20 protein-coding genes are annotated in these 23622 nt (G+C 55.4%); 16 read left to right on the forward strand and 4 right to left on the reverse strand.

Annotated elements, in window-relative coordinates:
* From ccoG to HKD42_RS00440, 8 genes are all read left to right on the forward strand, one after another.
* Positions 1-1494 (forward strand): cytochrome c oxidase accessory protein CcoG, encoded by a 1494-nt coding sequence (ccoG, locus tag HKD42_RS00405; RefSeq protein WP_170009279.1) that lies wholly within the window; start codon positions 1-3, stop codon positions 1492-1494.
* A gap of 1 nt (position 1495) precedes the next feature.
* A complete protein-coding gene (locus HKD42_RS00410; RefSeq protein ID WP_170009281.1) occupies positions 1496-1954 on the forward strand; it encodes a FixH family protein in 459 nt (152 codons plus the stop codon).
* Complete coding sequence (locus HKD42_RS00415) at positions 1927-4077, forward strand: heavy metal translocating P-type ATPase (RefSeq protein ID WP_170009283.1); 2151 nt, start codon at positions 1927-1929, stop codon at positions 4075-4077. Before HKD42_RS00410 ends, HKD42_RS00415 begins: the two co-directional genes overlap by 28 nt.
* The gene (gene ccoS, locus HKD42_RS00420; RefSeq protein ID WP_170009285.1) at positions 4074-4226 is read left to right on the forward strand and encodes a cbb3-type cytochrome oxidase assembly protein CcoS; all 153 of its coding nucleotides are present in this window, start codon (positions 4074-4076) and stop codon (positions 4224-4226) included. The genes HKD42_RS00415 and ccoS overlap by 4 nt, the downstream gene beginning before the upstream one ends.
* Positions 4223-4462, forward strand: a complete 240-nt coding sequence (locus HKD42_RS00425; RefSeq protein ID WP_170009287.1) for a hypothetical protein — start codon at positions 4223-4225, stop codon at positions 4460-4462. The genes ccoS and HKD42_RS00425 overlap by 4 nt, the downstream gene beginning before the upstream one ends.
* Before the next feature lie 22 nt (positions 4463-4484).
* The gene (hemN, locus tag HKD42_RS00430) at positions 4485-5807 is read left to right on the forward strand and encodes an oxygen-independent coproporphyrinogen III oxidase (protein ID WP_343042103.1); all 1323 of its coding nucleotides are present in this window, start codon (positions 4485-4487) and stop codon (positions 5805-5807) included.
* 75 nt (positions 5808-5882) lie between these two features.
* A complete protein-coding gene (locus HKD42_RS00435; RefSeq protein WP_170009289.1) occupies positions 5883-7559 on the forward strand; it encodes a cation:proton antiporter domain-containing protein in 1677 nt (558 codons plus the stop codon).
* Complete coding sequence (locus HKD42_RS00440; RefSeq protein ID WP_170009291.1) at positions 7556-9481, forward strand: beta-galactosidase; 1926 nt, start codon at positions 7556-7558, stop codon at positions 9479-9481. The genes HKD42_RS00435 and HKD42_RS00440 overlap by 4 nt, the downstream gene beginning before the upstream one ends.
* Here the strand turns inward: HKD42_RS00440 and HKD42_RS00445 are convergent.
* A complete protein-coding gene (locus tag HKD42_RS00445) occupies positions 9478-10140 on the reverse strand; it encodes a queuosine precursor transporter (protein ID WP_170009293.1) in 663 nt (220 codons plus the stop codon). The genes HKD42_RS00440 and HKD42_RS00445 overlap by 4 nt on opposite strands.
* A 131-nt stretch (positions 10141-10271) precedes the next feature.
* Between HKD42_RS00445 and HKD42_RS00450 the strand changes: the two genes are divergently transcribed.
* The 7 genes from HKD42_RS00450 to HKD42_RS00480 all read left to right on the forward strand — a co-directional run bounded on the left by HKD42_RS00450 (position 10272) and on the right by HKD42_RS00480 (position 19564).
* The gene (locus HKD42_RS00450; RefSeq protein WP_170011963.1) at positions 10272-11618 is read left to right on the forward strand and encodes a NupC/NupG family nucleoside CNT transporter; all 1347 of its coding nucleotides are present in this window, start codon (positions 10272-10274) and stop codon (positions 11616-11618) included.
* Between the two features lie 29 nt (positions 11619-11647).
* Positions 11648-12565 (forward strand): isopenicillin N synthase family dioxygenase, encoded by a 918-nt coding sequence (locus HKD42_RS00455; protein ID WP_170009295.1) that lies wholly within the window; start codon positions 11648-11650, stop codon positions 12563-12565.
* A 271-nt stretch (positions 12566-12836) separates the two neighbouring features.
* Complete coding sequence (locus tag HKD42_RS00460) at positions 12837-16358, forward strand: TonB-dependent receptor (RefSeq protein ID WP_170009297.1); 3522 nt, start codon at positions 12837-12839, stop codon at positions 16356-16358.
* 116 nt (positions 16359-16474) lie between these two features.
* Positions 16475-17200, forward strand: coding sequence for a TonB family protein (locus HKD42_RS00465; RefSeq protein ID WP_170009299.1), 726 nt, complete (start codon positions 16475-16477; stop codon positions 17198-17200).
* Between the two features lie 60 nt (positions 17201-17260).
* Positions 17261-18313, forward strand: coding sequence for a mannose-1-phosphate guanylyltransferase (locus HKD42_RS00470; protein WP_170009301.1), 1053 nt, complete (start codon positions 17261-17263; stop codon positions 18311-18313).
* Positions 18310-19116 (forward strand): class I mannose-6-phosphate isomerase, encoded by an 807-nt coding sequence (locus HKD42_RS00475; RefSeq protein WP_170009303.1) that lies wholly within the window; start codon positions 18310-18312, stop codon positions 19114-19116. The genes HKD42_RS00470 and HKD42_RS00475 overlap by 4 nt, the downstream gene beginning before the upstream one ends.
* A 7-nt stretch (positions 19117-19123) precedes the next feature.
* Complete coding sequence (locus HKD42_RS00480) at positions 19124-19564, forward strand: DUF2721 domain-containing protein (RefSeq protein WP_170009305.1); 441 nt, start codon at positions 19124-19126, stop codon at positions 19562-19564.
* Positions 19565-19588: 24 nt separating this feature from the next.
* Here HKD42_RS00480 and HKD42_RS00485 read toward each other — a convergent pair whose 3' ends face one another.
* From HKD42_RS00485 to HKD42_RS00495, 3 genes are read right to left on the reverse strand one after another with little or no spacing between them, the layout of a single operon-like run.
* A complete protein-coding gene (locus tag HKD42_RS00485; protein ID WP_170009307.1) occupies positions 19589-19900 on the reverse strand; it encodes a polyhydroxyalkanoic acid system family protein in 312 nt (103 codons plus the stop codon).
* Complete coding sequence (locus HKD42_RS00490) at positions 19900-20673, reverse strand: hypothetical protein (protein ID WP_170009309.1); 774 nt, start codon at positions 20671-20673, stop codon at positions 19900-19902. Before HKD42_RS00490 ends, HKD42_RS00485 begins: the two co-directional genes overlap by 1 nt.
* Positions 20674-20689: 16 nt before the next feature.
* Positions 20690-21898: a toxic anion resistance protein gene (locus HKD42_RS00495; RefSeq protein WP_170009311.1), complete on the reverse strand. Its 1209-nt coding sequence runs from the start codon at positions 21896-21898 to the stop codon at positions 20690-20692.
* A 129-nt stretch (positions 21899-22027) separates the two neighbouring features.
* On the opposite strand from HKD42_RS00495, the gene HKD42_RS00500 reads away from it, so the two are divergent.
* Positions 22028-23602 (forward strand): TIGR00341 family protein, encoded by a 1575-nt coding sequence (locus HKD42_RS00500; protein ID WP_170009313.1) that lies wholly within the window; start codon positions 22028-22030, stop codon positions 23600-23602.
* Positions 23603-23622 lie beyond the last annotated feature (20 nt).

Here is a 23622-nt window from a genome sequence, read left to right on the forward strand (position 1 = left end):
ATGAGCGATGCCCCTGCCATTGACTGGACCAATCCGTCCAAAAAGCCAGCGCCTGATCCTGGGCCAGATCCTGAGCCAGGACCGCTTTATGCAGTGCGTAAAGCGGTCCATCCACAGCGGATCGACGGTCCCTTTCGCCGGTTCAAATGGCTGGTTATGCTGATCACCTTGGGGATTTACTACATTACCCCTTGGATCCGGTGGGATCGCGGCCCGTTCGCGCCCGATCAGGCTGTGCTGGTCGATTTGGCAAATCGTAGATTCTACATGTTCGGCGTCGAGATATGGCCGCATGAATTCTACTTCGTGGCGGGCATGCTGATTATGGCTGGTATTGGGCTGTTTTTGGTGACCAGTGCAGTGGGCCGGGCGTGGTGCGGCTATAGTTGTCCGCAAACTGTCTGGACGGATGTATTCCAACATGTCGACCGGTTCGTTGATGGTGACCGAAATGCCCGAATGCGTCTGGATGCCGCGCCTTGGGGGCCAGCCAAGATCGCCCGCCGCGGTTTCAAATGGACCATCTATCTCGTCATCAGCTTTTGGACTGGTGGCGCCTGGATCATGTATTTTGCTGATGCGCCGACGCTGACGGTGGATTTCTGGACTGGCCAAGCCGCTATGGTGGCATATGTTACAGTCGCCATTCTTACCGCCACGACCTTCATATTAGGCGGTTTTCTGCGCGAGCAAGTATGCATCTATATGTGCCCTTGGCCGCGTATCCAAACAGCGATGCTAGACGAAAAGTCGCTGATTGTGACGTATAAGGACTGGCGCGGTGAACAACGCGGCAGCGTGAAGAAAGCTGCGAAGAACCCCGAACGCTATGGCGACTGTATCGATTGCAACCAGTGTGTCGCGGTGTGCCCCACCGGAGTGGATATTCGCGAAGGGGCACAGATCGGTTGTATCACTTGCGGGCTGTGCATTGATGCCTGTGACAGGGTGATGGCAGAGGTCGGGCGCCCGCGCGGCTTGATCGATTATGCCACGCTGGAAGATTGTGAGCATGAAGCTGCCGGCGGCAATGTTCGCTCCATTTGGAAAACACTTTTTCGCCCGCGCACGCTTATCTATTTTAGCATTTGGGGCGCGATCGGTGCAGCATTGCTGTTCGCCTTAGGGGTGCGGACGCATACTGAACTGACGGTTGAGCATGACCGCAATCCGCCCTTTATGTTGATGAGCAATGGCGATGTGCGCAACGCTTTCACTGTGCGTATCCGGAACATGGAAAGCCGGCCGCGCGATATGAAGTTGGAAATTGGCGGACTGCCAGACGGCCTGATGTGGACTGATGATACAGCGCGTGCAGACGCCGCCCGCTCTATCATTCGCGCTGTTCCTGCCGATGCGACGCAGCCTGTTCGGGTTTACGTCATCGCCCCATCCGACACTGTGACGCAAAACTTCACCTTCACGGTCACATCGCAGGATGAGCAAAGTGAACAAGATGCCGCTGAAGTCCGTTTTGAAAGTCCGGAGAACTAATATGAAATCGCACACGCATAAGCCGTTCACCGGTTATACTATGGCGATAATCCTGGTCGGCTTTTTCGGTTTTGTCGCCGCTGTCAATTTCACGATGGCGAAGTATGCCAGCTCAACATTTGGCGGGGTGGTAGTAGAAAATTCTTACGTCGCGAGTCAGGAATTCAACAGCTGGCTTGAGAATGCAAAGGTTCAAGAGGCACTGGGTTGGGAAATCACCAGCACATGGCGGACGGATCGCCGGGTGGAAGTGACAGCTGGCAATGTCCCTAAAGGCGCAACAATGACAGCCAAAGCCCGCCACCCATTGGGCCGCGCGTCAGAGCAGCCTTTGACTATGATTGAACAGCCTGATGGCCGGTTCGTTTCCCAGCAGAGGCTGCCAGAAGGCCGGTGGAGCGTAGAACTGATGATTACATCAGGCACCGATGTATGGCGTGGAAAAGAGGCGTTGCGGTGACTGCTCTATCTGCCCCGGTTACGGATCATGCGGAAGAAACGGTTCTTGCAGTTCCCTCCATGCATTGCGCGGGCTGCATGAGCAAAATCGAACGCGGATTGGCAGGAATTGATGGGGTTTACTCGGCCCGTGTGAACTTGTCTGCTCGCTTGGTACGGGTCGCCCATTCAGGGGTCGTTGACGAGCGGGGCTTGGTCTTGGCGCTCGCCGATATTGGGTTTGAAGCGCAGCCCCGCCAGGCAGCAACCGCTCGGCCAGTGTCAGCCGTTAAGCCGCTATTGGCACCGCTGGCAGTAGCCGGATTTGCCGCAATGAACGTGATGCTGCTGTCGGTCAGCGTCTGGTCTGGCGCCGATGGCAGTACACGCAGTATGTTTCATTGGTTGTCAGCGTTGATTGCGGTTCCCGCGATAGCCTATGCAGGGCAACCATTTTTTCGTTCCGCATGGTCGGCATTGCGCAAGAAACGCACCAACATGGACGTGCCGATTTCGATCGGTGTGATCGTGGCAAGCGGGCTGAGCGTGTACGAAACCGTTACCGGTGGGCATCATGCCTGGTTTGATGGTGCGTTGATGTTGCTCACCTTCTTGCTCGCAGGCCGGGTGCTGGATGGAATGATGCGTGATCGGGCCCGGTCCGGGGTCGACGCATTGTTGAGCCAGGCCGCCAGCGGCGCGATGGCTGTGAATGCCGCGGGCGCTTTAGAATGGGTCAAGACCGCCGATTTGCGGGCAGGCATGGTGATGCGCGTAGCCAGCGGAGAACGGTTGGCGGCGGATGGAGCCATTGTCACCGGGCGGACCCGTTTCGATCGCTCACTTTTAACCGGTGAAACAACCCCGGTAATTGCGGCCGCCGGAGATGCAGTGTTGGCAGGTACGCTCAATTTAGGCGATCCTGTCGATGTGCGGGTGACTCAAGTCGGGCACGATACAACATTGTCGGAAATCGCCAGATTGATGGAGGCATCGACTCAAAACCGCTCCAAATATGTGCGGATCGCTGACCGGGCGTCGCGGCTGTATGCCCCTGCAGTTCATACATTGGCGGCATTGACCGTGATTGGTTGGTTGATCGCAGGAGTTACCGTTTACGATGCGCTGGTAATTGGTGTGGCGGTTTTGATTATTACTTGCCCCTGCGCCTTGGGGTTGGCTGTGCCGGTGGCACAAGTGGTTGCCAGCGGTGCTTTGATGCGCGCCGGGATTATGGTCAAGGATGGGTCTGCCATTGAACGGTTGGCAATGGTTGATCGCGCCCTGCTGGATAAAACCGGTACATTGACACAGGGCAAGCCGGTTCCCGACTCGGCGGCGATTTCTGCACTGGCCAGTGATGCTGCGGCGGCCTCTGTCGCACTTTCTTTGGCATCATATAGCCGCCATCCTTTATCGCGCGCTTTGGCGCAGGCCCTGACGGAATACGGGATCGAGCCCGCTCAGGCGGAAACTGTATCTGAGGTGCCCGGCCAAGGGGTGTTCGGCACGGTCGGCGGTATCGAAGTTGCTCTGCGACGGCCGGAAATCGCAGAGAGTACGGCCGTGGTGCTGCGTATTGGTGATGAGCCTGACCGTCTGATTGCTTTTGCCGATCGGGTGCGACCCGATTCTGGCGAGGCGTTGGCGATGCTCAAGCAGCTCAATGTAGAACCGAGTATCCTGTCAGGTGATAATTGCGGTTCAGTTGGGGCAATCGCTTGTCAAACAGGCCTTACGGGGCAGGCCAATGCAACGCCGGCTCAAAAGCAATTGGCGATCGAGAACTTGCAGGCAGCAGGAAGAACGGTTCTGATGGTTGGAGACGGATTGAATGACGGCCCCGCTTTGGCTGCTGCAAATGCGTCTATGGCGCCAGGGAGCGCCAGCGATGTTGGCCTGCATGCATCTGACTTCGTGTTTATGCAAACCAGCCTGTTAGCGGTGCCACGGGCGATCACTGTGTCGCGGCGAACAATGACTATCGTAAGACAGAACTTTGCGCTCGCCATTGGATACAACGTGCTGGCGGTCCCGTTGGCGATTGCCGGTGTGGTTACGCCCTTAATCGCGGCTGCGGCGATGTCGGCCAGCTCGCTGATTGTTGTGGCCAATTCTCTGCGGCTGGTGAAGGCGGCGAAATGACGAGCCTGATCGTTCTCATACCGGTTGCCCTCGGGCTTGGATTGTTTGGCCTCGGGATGTTTTTCTGGGCTCTCAAGAGCGGCCAATTCGATGATCCTGAAGGGGCCGCCAATCGAATCCTGATGGATGATGAGGGGCCAGAGAAATGAGCAGTATTGCAGCATTGGTGGCGGTTGTGGCGATCATCCCGGCAGCGATGAACCCGTCGCTGGTGGTTCGGGATAAAACCCTCAGCGCGCTTGTTTGCGGGTCCGGGGTAACCGTCTCTATCCCGGTGGGGTCGCCAGATTTACCCGGCAGTGTGCCGTCAATGTGCTGTGCCAAGGGCTGCCAGACCAAGAGCAGAAAATTGGCAAAATCTGCGCAATTTGATCCAGAACAATGAAACTGGCGCCAACATAAGGCTGATGAATACTATGTGGCCCTACATTCCTCATCTGCTCGCGACGCCAGTACCCCGGTACACCAGCTTTCCCACTGCCGCTGAATTCGCAGAAGGGTTAGAGCCCGCAGATTATCAAACTGAGCTGGCGGGCCTAAGCGGCACTGTTTCTCTGTATGTCCATATCCCGTTTTGCGATAAGATTTGTTGGTATTGCGGGTGCAATACGGGCGCGGCCAATAAGAAGCAGCGCCTCGCATCCTATCTTGATGCCCTGCATCGCGAGATCGCCTTGGTATCCAACTATTTGCCGGATGGAGTGCGGATTGGCCGGATTGCCTTTGGCGGGGGCAGCCCCAATGCTATCGCGCCAGTGGATTTTGTCCGTTTGTTCGACGCGATAATATTGGCGTTCAAGCTGGATAATCCGGTGATTTCGATGGAGCTGGATCCGCGTAGTCTGACGGAAGAGTGGGTGCCCGTTCTGAAGTCTATCGGGGCAAGTCGGGCCAGCCTTGGTGTTCAAACATTCTCGCCGCATTGCCAGGTGGCCATTGGCCGGGTCCAGCCGCTGTGCATGATTGATCGGACGACGCGGTGGCTCCGTCAGGCGGGGATCACTTCGCTCAATTATGACCTGATGTATGGTCTGCCAGGGCAGACCGCCGGTGATGTGCAAGATTCGCTAACGCTTGCGCGTGATTTGGGGGCGGACCGGCTCGCAGTGTTCGGATATGCGCATGTCCCACATTTGATCCCGCGGCAGCGGCGCATTGATGATCGCGGTTTGCCTGACGTGGAACAGCGCTTCCAGATGGCAGAATTGGCTCATCGATATTGTACTGATCGCGGGATGAGACCGATCGGCTTTGATCATTTCGCCCAAGCAGCCGACCCGCTGGCCATTGCGGCCGAGAATGAGCAGGTTCGCCGCAACTTTCAAGGGTTTACCGATGACCCATCGGATGCAGTTATCGGTTTAGGCGCGTCATCTATCAGCAGTCTACCCAATATGTTGGTCCAGAATGATAAGAATTCGGGGCGATACAGAATGCAGCTGTCGCAAGGCCTATTGCCTGTCGCCTTGGGTGTGCGGCGATCCGCGCAGGACCAGCAGCGCGCGAAAGTGATTGAGGATGTGTTATGCGCCGGAAGAGCTAAACCTGGCCTCACCCTATTAGAAGCCGCTTGGCCCCGATTAGCCCCATTTATCGAAGCAGGCGTGTGTGACATTGCCGAAGAGGAGCTGGTTATCGGACCGCACGGGGTGCCATATGCACGCGGAATTGCAGCGACTTTTGATCCTTATCGCCAACCTTCTGCCAGACGTTTCAGTTCGGCAGTATAGCTTCTCGGACAGCTTGCCGCTTTGTACTCAATTGCAATTGCGGCCAATTCTGCCAAGCAGACCGGTGGAGGCTTCATGGTTCACGGTTCAGCAGCAGATGCACATTCTGTCGTCAGCGTTATTCAGCCGGCGATCATTCTTTTGGGGCTGGGCATTCTTGCTGCTTTAGGGGCAAAGATTTGCCGGCTTAACCCGATTGTGGGTTATATTGCTGTCGGTCTGGCGCTGGCGTTTGCAGGACAAAGCGAACTGTTTGATGGACCGGTGGTCGAAGCCTTGGCCGAAGCGGGCATTATGTTCTTGCTGTTCAATCTTGGCCTGCATTTCTCCATCGCGCGCATACGCGAGGAAGCGGCGAACATTTTCGGCTTTGGTACCTTGCAAATGCTTATTGCGGGCGGCGGTTTCACAGCGTTGGGATTACTATTTGGATTGCCGCCCATCGCCGCGATCCTTGGCGGGTTCGCGATGGGCTTGTCCTCCACGGCTGTTGTTATCGGGGTGATCCGGGAACGTGAACAGGAAGATTGCCCTGTTGGCCGTGCAGCACAATCAATCCTTATCTTTCAGGATATCGCGGCGATTATGCTGCTGGTTGTTGCAGGTAGTTTGGGCAGCGGAGAGGCGCTGGGTGGTGCTCTCGCCATAGCAGCGGCGAAGGCGGTTGCTGCCTTTGCCGTGGCGGTGCTGTTTGCGCGTTATCTGACAGAACCCCTATTTCGGATTATCACCCGGATTGATAGCAGCGAAGTGCTGACCGCCTCAGCGCTATTCCTTGCTTTGGCGGCGGGATGGCTGACAGGGATGATCGGGCTGTCTCTTACGCTTGGTGCGTTTTTGGGCGGGGTTGCGTTGGCGGATTCCCGGTATCGGTTGCTCGTCCAAACGGAAATCGAAGCGTTCAGGGGCCTGTTCCTTGGTTTCTTTTTCATGACTGTCGGGCTGTCGCTCGATCCCGAGGTGGTGTCTGGGCAGTGGTATCTTATTCTTGCGGCTGCGGCGGCTCTGGTCACTCTCAAATGCACATTCAATATCCTTGCAGGGTTGGCCAATCGCTGGTCTGTCCCCGGTTCCACCCAACTGGGTTTTCTGTTGGGGCAAGGGTCGGAATTCGCTTTGGTCCTGTTTTCTATGCCGGCTGTCGCGGCACTGTTTGGCAGCGAGGCGTTGGCAATTGTCGTCTCTGCGATTGCAGTCAGTCTGGCGTTGACACCTGCAATCTCGACGCTGGGCAGGAAATTGGCGGGCAAACTGCGCCAGGGGCCACCCGACCAGAAACTGGCTGGCGATGATGCACCCATTCTGATCCTCAATCTGGCGGAGACTGGCCGCCGTGTGGCGGATATTCTTGAGGAAGAAGGCATCAGCTATATGGCGATTGAGTCCAATCGGGAGCGTTTTGAAATCGCGTTGGCTGATGGCTATCCCGTGCATTTTGCACCCGTGGGCGATCCGCGCAGCTGGCAAGCCATTGGCGTGGCAAAACGGCTTGCCGTGGTCGTGACGCAGGGCAATATGGACCGCGTCCGCGAGATATCGCCTTTGATCCGCGATCATGCACCAGATCTGATGCGGATTATTGCAGTGGATGGTATGGAAGAACCGCCAGATTTGGCCGATGACATGGCTGTTATGGTGGATGTTTCAGATGTTGATGGAGCAGACCATTTGGCAGATGAAATCTTGGAAATGCTGGGTATTGAGCGGCGCATGAAGCCCTCTGACGCTTCTACGGATGCCGTCGCAGCATGAAGCTGGGGGCGTGTTATTATCCGGAGCATTGGCCGGAAGATATGTGGGCCGATGATGCTCGCCGCATGGCAGACGCTGGCTTAAGCCGTGTCCGCATCGGTGAATTTGCATGGAGCCGTATTGAACCGGAACCCGGTGTGTTCGACTGGGGCTGGCTCGACCGTGCGATCAATACGCTTCACGCAGCGGGTTTAGAGATCATTCTGGGTACGCCAACGGCTACCCCGCCGAAATGGCTGGCGGACCAAATGCCTGATATGTTTGCCGTCGATGTCCACGGCAGATCGCGCGGTTTCGGATCGCGTAGGCATTATTGCTTCAGCCATTTGGGATACCGGGCGGAAGCCGCACGGATCACCCGCGCAGTGGCCCAGCGATATGGCAACCACCCCGCCGTTGTGATGTGGCAAACCGATAATGAGTATGGCTGCCACGATACCACGATCAGCTATTCAGACGCTGCGCGCGACGCCTTCCGATTTTGGCTGGCGCAGCGTTATGGCGATATCGGATCCCTCAATACTGCGTGGGGTAATGTCTTTTGGAGCATGGAGTATCGCGGCTTCGACCAGATCGAGCTGCCCAATTTAACCGTTACCGAGGCAAATCCCGCCCATTGGCTGGCGTTTAGAAGGTTCTCCTCTGATCAAGTGATCAGTTTCGACAAGGCGCAGATCGATATTCTGCGCGAGCTATCCCCCAACCGGGATGTGATGCACAACGCGATGGGCTTTGTTACCGATTACGATCATCATGATCTGGGGCAGCAGCTGGATGTTGTGATGTGGGATAGCTATCCGCTCGGCTTCCTGGAGATGTTCCCCTTCAGCGATGCCGACAAGGCCGCCTATGTGCGGCAGGGACATCCCGATATCGCCGCGTTTCACCATGACCTGTATCGCGGTTGCGCGGCAGATGGCCGCTGGGGTGTGATTGAACAGCAACCCGGGCCAGTCAATTGGGCACGGCATAATCCCGCCCCGCTACCGGGAATGGTTCGCCTTTGGACATTGGAAGCAATGGCGCATGGTGCCGAACTCGTCAGTTATTTCCGTTGGCGGCAAGCGCCCTTTGCGCAGGAACAAATGCACGCAGGGTTGCTGCGGCCGGATAGTCAAGCGGCGCCCGGGCTAGATGAAGCCATACAGGCAGCATCAGACATCGCTGATCTGGGCGAGGCGGGCCGCCCGATAAAAGAAGTGGCTCTGATTTTCAGTTACGATGCCGAATGGATCACGCAAACGCAGCCACAAGGGGAAGGGTTGTCGGCGCTGTGGGCTGCATTTTCGATCTATACGGCGCTGCGAGAGGCTGGCTTGAATGTCGATATCATCCCGCCCCGTGCCGATCTTTCGGGGTATGCCATGGTGGCCGTGCCATGTCTGCCAGCGGTTCCTGACCAGTTAGTAAGCGCGCTAAAAGCTTTCGATGGATCGGTGATCATCGGTCCGCGTTCGGGTAGCAAGACAGACGAGCTATCAATCCCGGCAGGTTTGGCCCCCGGAAAACTGAAAGCGCTATTCCCCGCGACAGTTACTCGCAGCGAGAGCTTGCGGCCCGGTACGCACCATGCCGGAGATGGCTGGTCTGCAACCCGCTGGCTCGATCATTTGGAAACAGAGGCTGAAGCTGAACTGGTTGCAGAGGATGGCATGGTCGCATGCTGGAAATCAGCCAATGTTCGCTATTGCGCAGCATGGCCGGAAGGCGCGCTTATTGCAGAGATTGCGCGGCGAGCTGCGACAGAGGCGGGGTTAGAACCCGTCACATTGCCTACCGGTGTCCGCGTGCGCAAAACAGACACGTACATTTTTGCCTTCAATTACGGCAATGAAACACAGCAAGTTACCCTGCGGGGGATTGAACGTCTTGGATCGAGCGCGTTGAGCGCTGCTGGCGTGGCGGTATTCGAAGCCAGCTAGCTGGCTGGCCGGCTATCCAGCCATTTGGCGAAGCTGACAAATCCAGTGATCAGGAACGGTACCAGCGCCAGCGAGAGAACAACCTTTGCCAGCATCTGTCCGATCAACAGCGACGTAATCGGAAATTCGCCATAAAACGCCAAAGTGATAAAGATCAGCGTGTCGATCGCTTGGCTAAGTGCAGAGGCAATAGCGCCGCGCACCATCAATCCCGCGGTAGTGTTTCCCCCTTCTGGCCCCCGGAGTTTGGAGAATATCCAAACATTGAGAAACAGGGAAACACCATAGGCCACTGGCCCCGCCATCATAATGCGCGGGGTTTGAGTGGTGACCGTTTCAAATGCCTTTATGTTTTCCAACGGCATTTTGTCTGAGGGCGGCAAATACAACACGAAGACGACCAGCGCAGCGGATACCGCAAGCGGAACAAAGCCCCACATGACCAGGCGGTTTGCCATCGCCTGTCCGTGCAACTGGGCCGTCGTGCTGGACAAGACAACCAGCATCAAAAAGGCGAAAATTCCTGCCTCAACGGCAAGCGGGCCCAACGCGACTTGTTTAAAACCCAGCACCCCCGCAATCACTGTCATCCCGCCATACAGCAACCCGATAAAGAAGAGTGACGGCATGATCGGGCGGGCAGTTGCGGTATCAGTCATGCACGCTGACTATGGCGTAATGATCAAAAAGGGAAGCGGCCTTTCTACCGTAAACTGTGGGCAGCGCGTTTGACGCGGGCGGCACAAAAGGCGACAGCGGGGCATCTAGGGAATCGGTAACGAAAGACATCATGCACCCGATATTGACCAGCCTGTGCGGCATCCTTGTAATTTTGGCCATCGCGTTTCTGCTGTCTACTGGCAAAAAACGAATTAAACTGAGGGTGGTTGGTGCGGCCTTCGCGCTTCAGGCGGTGATGGCTCTATTGGTCCTGCGCACGCCATTTGGCGTCGGCGCTATTGAATTTTTGTCCAATGGAGTGATCGCTCTGCTGGATTATTCCAAGGTCGGCATCACTTCGGTATTCGGCCCGATGGAAAGCAATCCGTTCGCCAACACTTTTGTGATCGCAGCCTTGCCGGTGATTGTTTTCTTCGCTGCGATTGTGTCGATCCTGTATCACCTTGGCATCATGCAACGTCTGGTGCGCTGGGTCGGCGGCGCCATCGGTTGGATTACCGGCATTAGTAAGGTCGAAGCGCTGGGTAGTGCGGCGAATATCTTCGTCGGCCAATCCGAAAGTCCGCTGGTGGTGCGCCCCTATCTAGCGGCGCTTACACCCAGCCGGCTGTTTACTCTCATGTGCGTAGGTATGGCAGGGGTCGCGGGCACCATTCTGGCGGCCTATGCCAGCTTTATCGGATCGGACGCTGTACCGTTTTTGCTTGCAGCCGCCTTTATGTCCGCCCCTGGCGGCATTCTGATGGCGAAGATCATCATGCCTGATGATGAAAGCGAATTGGCTCGCGCCGCCGCAGAACTGTCGGGTGTCGATGCTGAAGAGATTGTGCTGCCAAAAGGGCGCATCAGCGCGGAAGGGCCGGGATCTCTGGTTGAAGGCGGTAAAGCGCCAGAGGTTGAAATTGCGGAGACGTTTGAAGAAGGGCACAGCCCGGCCAATATTATCGAGGCGGCTGCACAAGGCACCCAGACGGGTGTTAAGCTTGCCGTTGCCGTTGGCGCGATGGTCATGGTTTTTGTGGCGCTCGTGGCACTGGCCAACGGAATGCTGGGCGGCGTGGGCGGTCTCTTTGGATATCCTGATCTCTCCTTCCAGCAATTGCTCGGTTATGTATTTGCGCCGGTCATGTTCCTCATTGGCATTCCCGATTGGCAGCAGGCGCAAGTCGCTGGCGGCTTGTTTGGTACCAAGATTGTGCTCAACGAATTTGTGGCGTTTATTGAGCTGGGCGCGATGGGCGCGGATCAACTGACCGACCGCAGCCGGGCAATTGTTACCTTCGCACTGTGCGGCTTTGCCAACTTTAGTTCTATCGCCATTCAAATGGCGGTGACGGGCGGCTTGGCGCCAAACCAGCGGCCGGTCATTGCCCGCCTCGGCCTGCGCGCCTTGGCCGCAGGTTCATTGGCCAATTTGATGAGCGCCGCGCTCGCTGGATTATTCCTGCCCTATTAAAAAGTGCGGTTTATCCCTAAGATATAGCCATGACCCAGATTGCATCTGTCTCGATTGCTCGCCCGCTGTCCGAAGTGGCTGACGAGCTTGGCCGCAGTTTTGCCGAATACGGTTTTGCCGTTATTCGCGATCACGGGATCCCGGCGGATCTGATCGCCCGGGCAGAAGCGATGTCGAAGGCTTTCTTCGCACTACCAGAGGAAGTGAAGCGGTCATATATCTTGGCTGGCAGCGGCGGTGCCAGAGGATACACTCCGTTCGGCACCGAAAAAGCCAAAGACGCACAAGTCCACGATCTGAAAGAATTCTGGCATGTCGGGCGGGATCTGCCTTCTGACCACCCGCTCTCTGAATTTATGGCGCCGAATATCTGGCCCGCCGAAGTTGACGGTTTCAAGGAAACATTTGAAGCGCTGTATGCAGCATTTGAAGAGGCCGGGGGCAAAGTCCTGCGCGCCATAGCTCTTCATTTGGAGCTGGACGAAAACTTCTTCGACGCCACTGTGCAAGATGGCAATTCTGTCATGCGTCTTCTGCGTTATCCCCCTCTGGAGGGCGAAGAAGCGAAAGGCGCCATTCGTGCAGCAGCGCATGGCGATATCAATACGATTACTTTGCTATTGGGCGCTGAGGAAGCGGGTTTGGAGCTGCTCAAGGCGGATGGAGACTGGCTGGCAATCGATCCACCCGAAGGCGCCTTGGTGGTGAATATCGGCGATATGCTCGACCGGCTAACCAATGGACGTTTGGTGTCGACCACTCACCGTGTCGTAAACCCTCACGGGGATGCGGCACATCGCGCCCGGTATTCGATGCCATTTTTCCTGCATTTCAGGCCTGATTATGTGATTGAAACGCTGCCATCTTGTGTGGATGAAACTGCACCCCCGCCGATTTCAAGCCATGACTTCCTGCTCCAGCGACTCCGAGAGATCAACCTGGCTTAATCGGCTGCTGGACCGCCGGTTTTTGGTCCAAAATATTCACAGCCTGTTCAAAAAACGAAGTTTCCAAACTTATGTTGCAACGCAGCAACACCGATTTTTGGCGGAATTCTGGGGTTTTTGATGGGGCTGGTTTTTGCCAGTGTAACTGATCTGGCGATTGTCACCTAATTGTCACAAAAAGGTCTTTTGGGCGTAGCTGATCGTCCGTAACGGGCGTCTATCGATTCTTTACTTCGTCCCAACCCCGATCGTCACGCAAGGACCTTCGTCAATGAAACTTAAGTATCTCTTGGCTGCCAGTGTTGTCAGCCTTTCCGCAACTGCCATGGTGGCAGCACCGGCTTCGGCTCAACAAATTACATCTGGTATTGAAGGTCAGGTTACAAGCACTGACGGCACGGCAGTCGCTGGTGCAACTGTTGTTGTGACCGATACCCGTACCGGCCGCTCCAGCGCGTTGACCGCTGACAGCGATGGCTCATTCCGTATTAGCTCGCTTGTCCCGGGCGGTCCTTACACTGTCACTGTCACGGCAGACGGCTTTGAAGGTCAGTCAGTCGAAGGTCAGTTCATCACGGTTTCCGGCAACACGGACTTTAAGTTTGAACTTGCTGCTGCGACGGCTGGTGGAGAAAACTTCATCGTCGTGACGGGTGAACGCGCTAACGTCCAGCAATTGGCCGTTGGGCCAGGTTCTGCATTTAGCACTGAGACGCTGGAAACATTCCCGAGTCTGACACGCGACGTTCGCGATATTATTCGCCTTGACCCACGAGTTAGTCTAGAGCGGGCAAACGAAGTCGACCGCATTTCCTGCTTGGGCGGTAATGACCGCTCCAACACATTTACTGTCGACGGGATCGTTCAGGCAGACGTATTTGGTTTGAATGGCACCCCATTCGCAGCTCGTAATGCTCTGCCGCTTCCATTTGATGTTGTGCGCGAGACTTCGGTTGAATTTGCGCCGTTCGATGTTGAGTATTCTGACTTCACTGGTTGTTTGGTCAACGTAGTTACCAAATCTGGTACGAACGAATTCCACGGTAGCGCCTTCTATACATTCCGCAGTGACGATATCCGCGGCACATCGCTTGATGGTGTTGACGACATTGTCTCACCGTTTGAAGAAAAGCGTTGGGGCGCGACCCTTGGTGGTCCTATCATTCCGGACCGTTTGTTCTTCTATGCGGGTTATGAAGAAACCGATTTGGGCAATGCCAATGAATTTGGTCCTTTCGGTGGCGGTTTCGCCAACGAAGCAAACTTTGTTACGCAGGCGCAATTCGATCGGTTCGCGCAAATCGCTAACGACGTTTACGGCCAAGATGTTGGCGGTTATCCGGTGACGCTGGCGGAATCTTCCGTTCGTTATTTCGGTCGTATTGATGCCTACATTTCCGACAATCACCGTTTGGAAGCGACGTATCAGCGTCTTGAAGAAACGAACATTGAGTCTGATACTGGCGGGCAAGAACTGACCGGTTTTAACAGCTTCGAAGATGAAGGTACCGTATCAGATTATTATTCGGTCCGTTTGTATTCTGACTGGAGCGATAAGGTTTCGACCGAATTGCGCTTGAGCCGCGCTGAGGTTGCTGACGTTCAAGGCCCCGTCGGATTTGGTGAAGCGCAGTCAGCCAATCCAACAGTTCGTTTGACCGTTGGTGTCGATAATGAAACTAATGGATTGATTCCTGGGGGCCAAAATGGCCGTCTCAGCACCGGTCCTGGTATTTTCCGTTCGGCTAACGCGCTGAACAGCACAGTTGATCAAGCCAAGTTCCAAATGAACATTGATGGCGGTGCGCACCAGATCAAACTGGGTGCTGAAATCAACTCACTCGACGTGTTCAACTTGTTTGCGATTAACGCAACCGGTACTTTGTTCTTCCGTAATTTGGATGACTTTGAAAACGGTTTGGTTGCTTCGGGCGGTTTCTCCAGCGTGTTTGCTGGTGCTGATGATCTAGTGGGCGGTGGTCTCGGCGGCGGTACAATCCGCGCAACACCAACTGGCGACATCAACGAAGCATCCGCAACATTCAAGCGTCAGATCTATTCGGTTTACGCTCAGGATGAATGGCAGGCTACTCCGCAACTTGGCATTACTGCCGGTGTTCGCGTTCAGTGGTTTGCTGGTGATGCACCGCGGCCAAACCCAGCGTTTCAAGCGCGCTATGGTTTCAACAATGCTGTTGGCTTCGGCTCTCTAGACCCGATTTTGTTGCCGCGTTTGTCTGCGACTTATGAGTTGGACAATACTGGCTTCTTCAGTAACTCACGTGTGACTGGTGGCGTCGGTATTTTCTCCGGCGGCGACCCGGTTGTGTATTTCTCCAATGCCTTTTCAAATAATGGCTTCTCCACTGGTGAAGGCGATACATTTGATGGTCCTTGTAATGGTATCCAAGATGCCAACGGTCAGATCAGCGTGCTGAACAACGGTGCGTTCACTGGTATTCCTGCTTGTGCCGTGACTGCAGCATCAGCGCAGGCCGCTGCCGGTCTTGCAGATACACAGTCAACAGACCCGAACTTCAAAACGCCGACAGTCACCCGGGCTAACATCGGTTTCTCGACTGACTTAGGTACAGATAGTGGTTTCTTCAGCGATTGGCGGTTGAATGTGGATTACATCTACAGCCGTTTCAATAACACGCTGAACTTTGTTGATCTGTCACAAACACCAGACATCCGCACAAACGGTGGGTTCACTGTGGATGGTCGTCCGATTTATGCGGCGATTGATCCAACAGCGACCGGGTGTAATGCAGAACTGCAGGGTACTGGAGGCACACCTCCGACATATACCGGCGTAACTGCAGATTGCTTCAACACACGCCGTGATGATGAAATCCAGCTGACTAACGGCCCCGGCTATGAAAGCCACGTTGCATCATTCTTGCTCTCCAAGAACTTTGACCGTGGTATCTTCACCGAGGGCGGCGGTGTATTCCTCCGTCTCGGTTATGCGTTCACAGATTCGAACAATAACCGTAACGTTGGTTCCTCGACAGCCACATCGAGCTTCGACGTATCGGCAGCGTTTGACCGTCAGAACCCAGCTGTTTCGACATCTAACTTTGAAACACGGCATAACTTTACTGCGGCTGTCAGCTTCCGTGAAGAGTTCTTCGGTGATTATGCGACCACATTGGGATTGTTCTTCCGCGCTCGTGAAGGCCGTCCATACAGCCTGACTTTCGACGGCGGTGGCGTATTCAACGACAGTTCGTCAGGTAACGACAATGCGTTACTATACGTGCCTACAGGTACAGGTGATGCAAATCTGACAGACTTTAGCGGCCAAGGCTTCTCTGCAACTCAAATTGCAGCATTGCAGGCAGCTCAAGATTCAGCGGTTCAGTCGCTCACTAACTACGTGGATGCTTCTGGTTGTTCGTTCACTGCTGGCGCTTCGATCGCTCGTAACACATGTCGGAACCCGTGGTCATACGACCTTGACTTGCGGTTCAGTCAGGAATTGCCATTCATCGGTAGCTTGACCGGTATTGCGAACGATAAGTTGGAACTGTTTGTCGACATGGATAACTTCCTGAACTTCATCGATGATAGTGCAAATATTGTCCGTGCACGCGGTCAATTTGTTGACTTGGTCGACACAGGTGTCCGTGTGGACGACCCTGATAATCCAGGTAGCACTATTTCCGTCGGCGGTGTTGATGATCAAGGTCGCTATGCGATTTCGGGCTTCAACCCTGATGATCGTTTGAATGTCAGCACCACATCATCAATCTGGCGCATGCAGGTTGGTGTTCGTTACGAGTTCTAATTCGTAACCAGCATCGCTGAATAGAAGCGGCGGCCCTCTAGCGGGGGTCGCCGTTTTCTGTTGGGTGTCCAGTTGTGCTATCGTATGAGGGCGCTGCATCAATAGAGAAGGAACCGATGGAACACGCTGGCAAGTTCTCGACCATACGGCGTCGTCCTAAACCGGCGACGCTCATCTTAATCGGTTTATTCCATATTCTGGCAATCTACGGTCTGGCGCGTGCATTTGCGCCGGATATGACGCAATCGGTCGAAACGAGCTTTATTGCCGCATTTACCGTCACCATTACCACGCCAGAAGATCCCCCACCTGAAGAGGTAGAGCCGGTACCCGATGAAGGCGGGGCCGGCGAAGCAGGCAAGAAGGCCGTACCCAAGGAGGTGACTGCGCCAAAGCCCAAGATTGTTACAAAGCCAGATAAGCCGATACCGCAAGCCTCGTCGACTGGTGCAGCCGATAGCTCTGGCGCGAAAGAAGCTGGCGATGGAACGGGCGCTGCGGGCCAAGGGGTCGGCACGGGTAGCGGCCGCGGCGGCAGCGGCATGGGCGGCATTGCCGTTACCAAGCCCGTGCATATCTCCGGATCGATCAATAATGCGCGTGATTACCCTATACCGGAAGGCGGCAGACAGGCGCGTCTGGGCAATGAAGTGATTGTGAAAGTGACCGTGGGAATCGATGGCCGTGCACGCAATTGCAGTGTCTTTAGGCCAAGTCCCGACAGCGAAGCCGACCGGATCACCTGCCAGATTGTGGTCGATCGGCTGCGTTTTAAACCGGCGACAGACGGCAATGGGGACCCGGTGGCAGCGCCATTTTATTGGAGGCAGCGCTGGTTTTAACGCATCAAAATTTCCGGCGGTAACTTGATTGCAAGGCTCGCCGGGTATGGTCGCTAGGCAATGCAACTGAAAGGCACAGCTCAAGTGATCCATCCGGTAATACTATGCGGCGGTAGCGGTACACGCCTGTGGCCGCGTAGCCGTGCCGATAAGCCAAAGCCATTTTTGCCGCTGATTGGCGAGACCAGCCTGTTTGAGCAGACGCTGGCCCGCAGCGCGGATGGTGCAGTGTTTGCGCCGCCTTGCATTGTTACCGGGGCGAAGCATCACACGCTGGTTGCTAGCCAGATTGATCCTTCATCCAGCGCGCAAATCATCGTCGAACCAGCCGCCAAGAATACCGCGCCGGCTATTGCTCTGGCGGCTCTCCGTCTGCCCAGAGACGCGGTAATGTTGGTGTGTCCCAGCGACCATCATATCGACAACACGACAGCTTTTGTCGACGCGGTCCAATCTGCCTCTATCCTGGCGGAACAGGGACATCTGGTTGCGTTTGGTATCAAAGCGCTGACGCCGGAAACGGGCTATGGTTATATCAAACGAGGTGACCCGATTGGCGGCGGATATGCCGTTGAACGCTTTGTCGAGAAACCCGATATCGCGACTGCCAAAGCATTTTTGGCAGATGGCGGGTTCAGCTGGAATGGCGGGATCTTTGTTTTCAAAACCGGCGTCTTTCTAGAAGAACTCCGCGCGCACCGGCCAGAGATGATGGCTGCTGTAGAGCGAGCTGTCGCCAATGGCCGATCTGAGGGGCTGGTCTTCTATCCCGATGCAGAGAGCTTCGGCGGCATCGCGGGCGATTCCATCGATTACGCTGTTATGGAACCAACCACGCGCGCCGCGATGGTCCCGGTTGATATGGGCTGGTCCGATATCGGCAATTGGCAGGCGCTACGCGATGCCAGGCCGCGCGACAGCGAGGGTAACAGCCTGACCGGTCCAGTAGATGCTGTCGATTGTACAAATGTGCTGATTGAAAGCGATGGCCCGCGCGTTTCCGCCATTGGCCTGGATAATGTGATTATCGTCGTCGATGGAGACGAAATATTGGTCACAACGGCGGATGGGGCCCAGCGCGTTGGTACGCTCAAGGGGGCCAGCGCCCAATGATAGAACGGCCGATCTTGCCAACCCGTGCGGTTGAAAAAGTATGGGGGCGAGAGCACTTGTCGGCGCCGTTCAGCGCGCCTGATGGCCAGCGGATTGGCGAGATTTGGTTTGAGCCGGCTGAACCGTGTGAAAACCTGTTGGCAAAATATCTGTTCACGAGCGAAAAGCTTTCCGTGCAAGTGCATCCGTCGGATGCGCAGGCCCCCGATGGACAATCGGGTAAAGAGGAATGCTGGTTGGTTTTGGATGCCGAGCCTGATGCAGTACTCGCTATCGGGTTTAAAGAAGCGATCAGTGCAGCAACCATGCGATCCGCTGCTTTGGACGGTTCGATAGAGCATCTGCTGGAATGGCACCCTGCCAAGCGTGGTGATTTCTTCTATCTGCCTGCGGGCACGGTACACGCGATCGGTCCGGGTCTTAGCCTCGCTGAAATTCAGCAGAACAGCGATATCACATACCGGCTGTTTGATTATGGCCGTCCGCGAGAATTGCATCTTGATGCTGCGATTGCTGTCGCCGACCGAACCCCGCATCCGGCCCATTTGCGCCGCAACATCGCGATGGATCAATCGGTGCAATTGGTCGATGGGCCGCACTTCAAACTTGATTTTATCGTCGGGGAGCCTGACCCAGAGACATTAAAGCGATTTGATGGAGGCGTGCTGGTGATGCCTCTGTCGGGTGACGTCACGATTGCTGACGAATGCATTGCCGAAGGGGAATGTGCTGCGCTCACTTCGCTTGCACCAGCGCGTTTTTCCACGCAAGGATCGGTGCTTCTGGCGCAGTCTTTGAGGTAGGTATCCTATGATCGGTGAAATTATTCAGGTGGCTTTGGCACCGGTGTTCCTGCTCGTCGCTATTGGCAGCATGCTCAATTTGCTGACCATTCGATTGGGTAGGGTGGTTGATAGATCGCGCATCCTGCAAGAACGCCACGGCGAAACAGACGGTATGGAACACGACATGGTGGTGTCGGAAATCCGCAATATCGCCAAGCGGATCGATTGTACCAATCGCGCGATTCTTCTGCTGGTTTTGAGCGGCCTCGCAACTGGTCTGACGGTCGTCTTGCTGTTTGTCAGCAGCTTTATCGAACAAAGCCTAGAGGAAGCCTTGGCCGGAACATTCATCGTCTCCATAGGATTGATGATGACTGCTTTGATCTACTTTTTGAGAGAGACGCGGGAAGCCTCTGCAAGCTTGCGGATTCCGGAAACCTATCTGGAACTAGACCGAAAACTTTAGTCGTCAGGAGGCAGCCTTCCGGCGCTAGTCTTGAGACGGGGCTTCGAGCATCTTTTGCCCTTGTTGGCGAACAGCGCTGGAAATAATCGGCTCGACGAAAGAAAGCGCCAGTGGCAGCGCAATTTCAAATACCAATTCGGTATCTTCGACGTTTACTTTGCCGCTTAAATCTTGACCCATCGCGCTGACATTGATCTGCATCGTGTCTTCACCAGTCCAGTCTGTTGCCACTTGGGCCATTCCGCCAGGGATATGGTCAGCAATTTCATGGCTCCGCTCTCTCAAGCGCTTGCGCACTTCTTCGCGACCAAGGTCGTGGGGGATTGCAACGCGCATCAGCTGGGTTCCTTGTCGTTGCGCAAACCGTCGCTGACGCTGGTGTCTTCACCCTCACCATATTTATATTCGAGGTAACGGGTCTTAATCGCCAGATCATCCAGCGATCCCTCGGCCAATTGCCGGGTTACATGATCAATCTCTTTGCTGATCTTGCCCAAACTTTCGGTAACCTGTTGATCAGGTGTAGAGCCAGCGCGTTTTTCGCTGCGCAGATGTGCCGGAATATTGCGGTAGGAATCGACTGTTTCGGGAAGAACTTCACCCACCAGCTTGCGGACCTCGCGGGCAGCGGGATGTTCCTGATCAATTGTTTCCAATTGCAAACCGAGCGAGTCCAGTTGGACTCCCATATCTTCGACGATTTTGGCGGCTGGTGGCGGCAGGGCCGGGCGTTGATGTTCCAGCCATAATTCCGTCTTGCCAACCATTTGCCGCACATCGCCCTTGGTCAGGTCAGCGCGCTTTGGCGTTTTGACTTTGGGATAGTTGGTGAACACAAAAGCGGCTGCCATCACGGCCAGCGCCATCATCATGATGCCGGTAAAGCCAATCCCTTCGAGCAGCAGGCCGGCCACAGACGCGGATATAAAGATCGTCAGAACCGCGCCGGCAAAATACTTGGCGCGTTTGATCCAGTTACGGCGTTTGATCCGTGCTGATCCATTGCCGATGGAGCCAGCACGGCGATGCCGTCCGCCTTCCCGGTTGTCACGGACAAGCATCTTGCCCTCTTGTAGAAGGCGGTCGGCGTCTTTGGTCAGGTCGTTCATTTCTGGCAAGCTGACCTCAATCTTCCACCGTTAGCAAACTGGATTCGCTGATTTGCTGAGAGGCCTGATTTTGCCCCTCGGCACGCGCGATGTAGCCTTTCGACTTTTCAACCTCGCCAGAGAGCGCATCGACCGTCTGCTTCATGGAATCCAGCGCGCGCACTTTGAATGTGTCCACTTCGTCCATCGTATCATAGATATTTTGGAACGCCCGTTGCAGCGTTTCCAGCGGAATGGTGCTGGCCGCGGCCTGTTCATGGATCTTGCCGGTTTGATCGCGCAACAAGGTGGAAGTGCTGTCAATAATGCCTGCGGTTGTTTCATTCAAAGCGGTAATCTGGCCCAATACCAATCGCTGATTGGTCATGGCTTCCGATACGGTCACCGCAGTGCGCAGCGCGCCCACAGTGGTGGTACTGGCGCGATCAACGCCTTTGACCAGCTCGACATTGTTCTTTTTAACCAGATCAAGCGCGAGATAACCCTGCACGCTGACCGCCATTTGCGTGAGCAAATCCTGTGTCCGCTGACGGACGTAGAACAAAGCAGTTTCACGCACGGCTTTGGCTTTTGCGGGGTCGGTTGAATCAAGCTCAACCGCCTTTTCTTCCAACTTTTCATCAAGCGTTTTGGAGATGTGGATCATCTGTTCCAGATCACCCATCGCTTCCCATAATTTTTGCCGTTCGACGTCAATTGCGGCGTTATCCATCAGCAATTCGTCTTTGCCGTTACCCAGCTTGGACAGGATTTCCTGAATGTGTGTCTGCGCGCTTTGATAGCTGCGGAAATAGTTGGTGAGCTTGTTACCCCACGGGATGATACCGAAAATCTTGCGGGTTCCGGTCAGTTTTCCGCGTTTGCCCGGATCGAGATCCTCCACCACATTGCGCAGTTCCTGAAGGTTGGCGCCAACGCCCTCATCCTTATCCATCGCGCGGATCGGACGATCCAGGAAACGGTTGGACATCTGGCTGGCGGCCATAATTTCCTTACGGCCCATATTGGTCAACTGATCGACCTTCTTGCCAAATTCGGGCGAATTCGCGTCTGACGAAATCAAATCGGTCACGAAGCCATCGACTTTGGCGGCAAGTTTGGACTGAATTTCATCTGAAACCGGGACCAGACCTGCGGCATTGGCCGGTTTAACCTCGGGCACCGGGTCAGGCGGTGTCAGTTCAAGGCCAATATCGGTTGCGGTTTTCGTCTCTGTTGCGCTCATGGCGGGCTGCCGGCTCCTTTATGTCCGCATCCCGTTTGGAAACAGGCCTGCGGAAAATGATATTTCTACTGTATTAAGGTCATAAGACACGAAGTTCAAGATTTGTGCCTGATACAAAGCAATACGTCTATGCTTTCTTATGTGTCTGCAGCAAGCTATGCCGAGGCAGAGCATCAAAAGGACTGCCCGCTTATGGCGAGCGAAGCATCGCAAAAGAACAATCTGAGTTTGGCCAGAGCCGTCTATAATTGGCGGCAATGGTGGCGTGAATCTGTCGTGGGTACCATCGACCAGCAATCGGTGATCGAAAAACGCCGCGCCGAATGCACCATGTCGGCGCGCTATATGTTTATGACAGCTATGTCAGGCGGGATCGCGATCCTCGGCCTTTTGCTGTCTTCCCCGGCGGTTGTCATTGGCGCGATGTTGCTCTCGCCTTTGATGGACCCGATTATGGGCCTTGGTTTTGCACTCGCGACCGGGGATTATAAATGGCTCAGACAGTCAGCCGTGTCGCTCGCATGGGGCTCTTTAATGGCGGTTGGCTTGTGTTCCGTGATTGTATTCTTGTCGCCTTTGCAGGAACTCACACCTGAAATTGCGTCGCGTACACGGCCAAACCTGTTTGATCTTTTGGTGGCCCTATTCTCTGCTCTGGCGGGCGCTTATGCCATGATACGGGGGCGTGAGGGCACAATTGTTGGTGTGGCGATCGCGACTGCATTGATGCCTCCTTTGGCGGTGGTCGGATATGGTCTGGCGACATTTAACTGGACTGTGTTTTCCGGCGCGCTGCTGCTCTATATTACCAACTTGATGGCAATCGCGCTGACTGCCGCTTTGATGGCGCGGTTATACGGTTTCCGGACCGCGCTGTCGGATCGCCAAACCCAGTTACAGAACGTGGTTATTGTGGTGGTGTTTGTGGCCTTGGCGGTGCCGTTGGCGATTTCGCTGCGCCAGATTGCTTGGGAGGCCAATTCATCCCGCCAAGTGCGGACCGTACTGGTCGATACGTTTGATGGCGATTTGCGTTTATCAGATGTCACGATCAATTGGGATGCGCGGCCGATAACTATCGATGCCACTGTCATGACCCCGATCAATCGCCAAAACGCCGAAGCACAAGCGGCGCGGGTTTTGACCCGGCAATTGGGACAGAGCGTCGATTTGCGGATCAACCAATATTTGGTGGGCACTGGCACTGCCGCTGCTGAACAGGCACAATTGAGCGCCGCCCGCGCGAGCGAGGAGGCGGCTGCGGCTGAACGCGTTGCCGATCTGACGAGCCGCTTGGCACTGGTCGCCGGAGTGAAAGAAGAAGAACTGCTGATCGACCGAGAGCGGCGCCGTGCAGTCGTGAAAGCACGTGAGCTGGATGGTGCAACTTTGGCCGCTTATGCTGATTTGGAAAGGCGTATCAAAGCGACTGAACCGGACTGGCGTATCGAATTGATCCCACCTGCAAAAGCGCTGCCATCAATTCCTTTCGCCGATGGTGAGCCGACCGAGGGTGGAGTGGCCGCGATCAAACTGATTGCATGGGCAGGTGGCCGGGTGGGCGCGCCAATCGTGCTCACCGGGCCTGCTACAGATGCGGAAACAGCCGCAGAATTGCTGCGTGCAGAGGGGCTGCAAACCGTGGCTGTCGAAACCGGTAGCGGCCCCGCTATCACAGCGGCCTGGGGCGATATCGCCCGCTAGGTTTCGCCGCGTTTAGAGAT

The organism is Pontixanthobacter rizhaonensis (assembly GCF_012972675.1).
Classification (GTDB): Bacteria; Pseudomonadota; Alphaproteobacteria; order Sphingomonadales; family Sphingomonadaceae; genus Pontixanthobacter; species Pontixanthobacter rizhaonensis.

What these genes read in the sequence shown, in the direction of transcription:
- ccoG (WP_170009279.1), top strand. Translation starts at nt 1, where the DNA reads ATGAGCGATGCCCCTGCCATTGACTGGACCAATCCGTCCAAAAAGCCA.
- HKD42_RS00410 (WP_170009281.1), top strand. Translation starts at nt 1,496, where the DNA reads ATGAAATCGCACACGCATAAGCCGTTCACCGGTTATACTATGGCGATA.
- HKD42_RS00415 (WP_170009283.1), top strand. Translation starts at nt 1,927, where the DNA reads ATGGCGTGGAAAAGAGGCGTTGCGGTGACTGCTCTATCTGCCCCGGTT.
- ccoS (WP_170009285.1), top strand. Translation starts at nt 4,074, where the DNA reads ATGACGAGCCTGATCGTTCTCATACCGGTTGCCCTCGGGCTTGGATTG.
- HKD42_RS00425 (WP_170009287.1), top strand. Translation starts at nt 4,223, where the DNA reads ATGAGCAGTATTGCAGCATTGGTGGCGGTTGTGGCGATCATCCCGGCA.
- hemN (WP_343042103.1), top strand. Translation starts at nt 4,485, where the DNA reads ATGAATACTATGTGGCCCTACATTCCTCATCTGCTCGCGACGCCAGTA.
- HKD42_RS00435 (WP_170009289.1), top strand. Translation starts at nt 5,883, where the DNA reads ATGGTTCACGGTTCAGCAGCAGATGCACATTCTGTCGTCAGCGTTATT.
- HKD42_RS00440 (WP_170009291.1), top strand. Translation starts at nt 7,556, where the DNA reads ATGAAGCTGGGGGCGTGTTATTATCCGGAGCATTGGCCGGAAGATATG.
- HKD42_RS00445 (WP_170009293.1), bottom strand. Translation starts at nt 10,140, where the DNA reads ATGACTGATACCGCAACTGCCCGCCCGATCATGCCGTCACTCTTCTTT.
- HKD42_RS00450 (WP_170011963.1), top strand. Translation starts at nt 10,272, where the DNA reads ATGCACCCGATATTGACCAGCCTGTGCGGCATCCTTGTAATTTTGGCC.
- HKD42_RS00455 (WP_170009295.1), top strand. Translation starts at nt 11,648, where the DNA reads ATGACCCAGATTGCATCTGTCTCGATTGCTCGCCCGCTGTCCGAAGTG.
- HKD42_RS00460 (WP_170009297.1), top strand. Translation starts at nt 12,837, where the DNA reads ATGAAACTTAAGTATCTCTTGGCTGCCAGTGTTGTCAGCCTTTCCGCA.
- HKD42_RS00465 (WP_170009299.1), top strand. Translation starts at nt 16,475, where the DNA reads ATGGAACACGCTGGCAAGTTCTCGACCATACGGCGTCGTCCTAAACCG.
- HKD42_RS00470 (WP_170009301.1), top strand. Translation starts at nt 17,261, where the DNA reads ATGCAACTGAAAGGCACAGCTCAAGTGATCCATCCGGTAATACTATGC.
- HKD42_RS00475 (WP_170009303.1), top strand. Translation starts at nt 18,310, where the DNA reads ATGATAGAACGGCCGATCTTGCCAACCCGTGCGGTTGAAAAAGTATGG.
- HKD42_RS00480 (WP_170009305.1), top strand. Translation starts at nt 19,124, where the DNA reads ATGATCGGTGAAATTATTCAGGTGGCTTTGGCACCGGTGTTCCTGCTC.
- HKD42_RS00485 (WP_170009307.1), bottom strand. Translation starts at nt 19,900, where the DNA reads ATGCGCGTTGCAATCCCCCACGACCTTGGTCGCGAAGAAGTGCGCAAG.
- HKD42_RS00490 (WP_170009309.1), bottom strand. Translation starts at nt 20,673, where the DNA reads ATGAACGACCTGACCAAAGACGCCGACCGCCTTCTACAAGAGGGCAAG.
- HKD42_RS00495 (WP_170009311.1), bottom strand. Translation starts at nt 21,898, where the DNA reads ATGAGCGCAACAGAGACGAAAACCGCAACCGATATTGGCCTTGAACTG.
- HKD42_RS00500 (WP_170009313.1), top strand. Translation starts at nt 22,028, where the DNA reads ATGCTTTCTTATGTGTCTGCAGCAAGCTATGCCGAGGCAGAGCATCAA.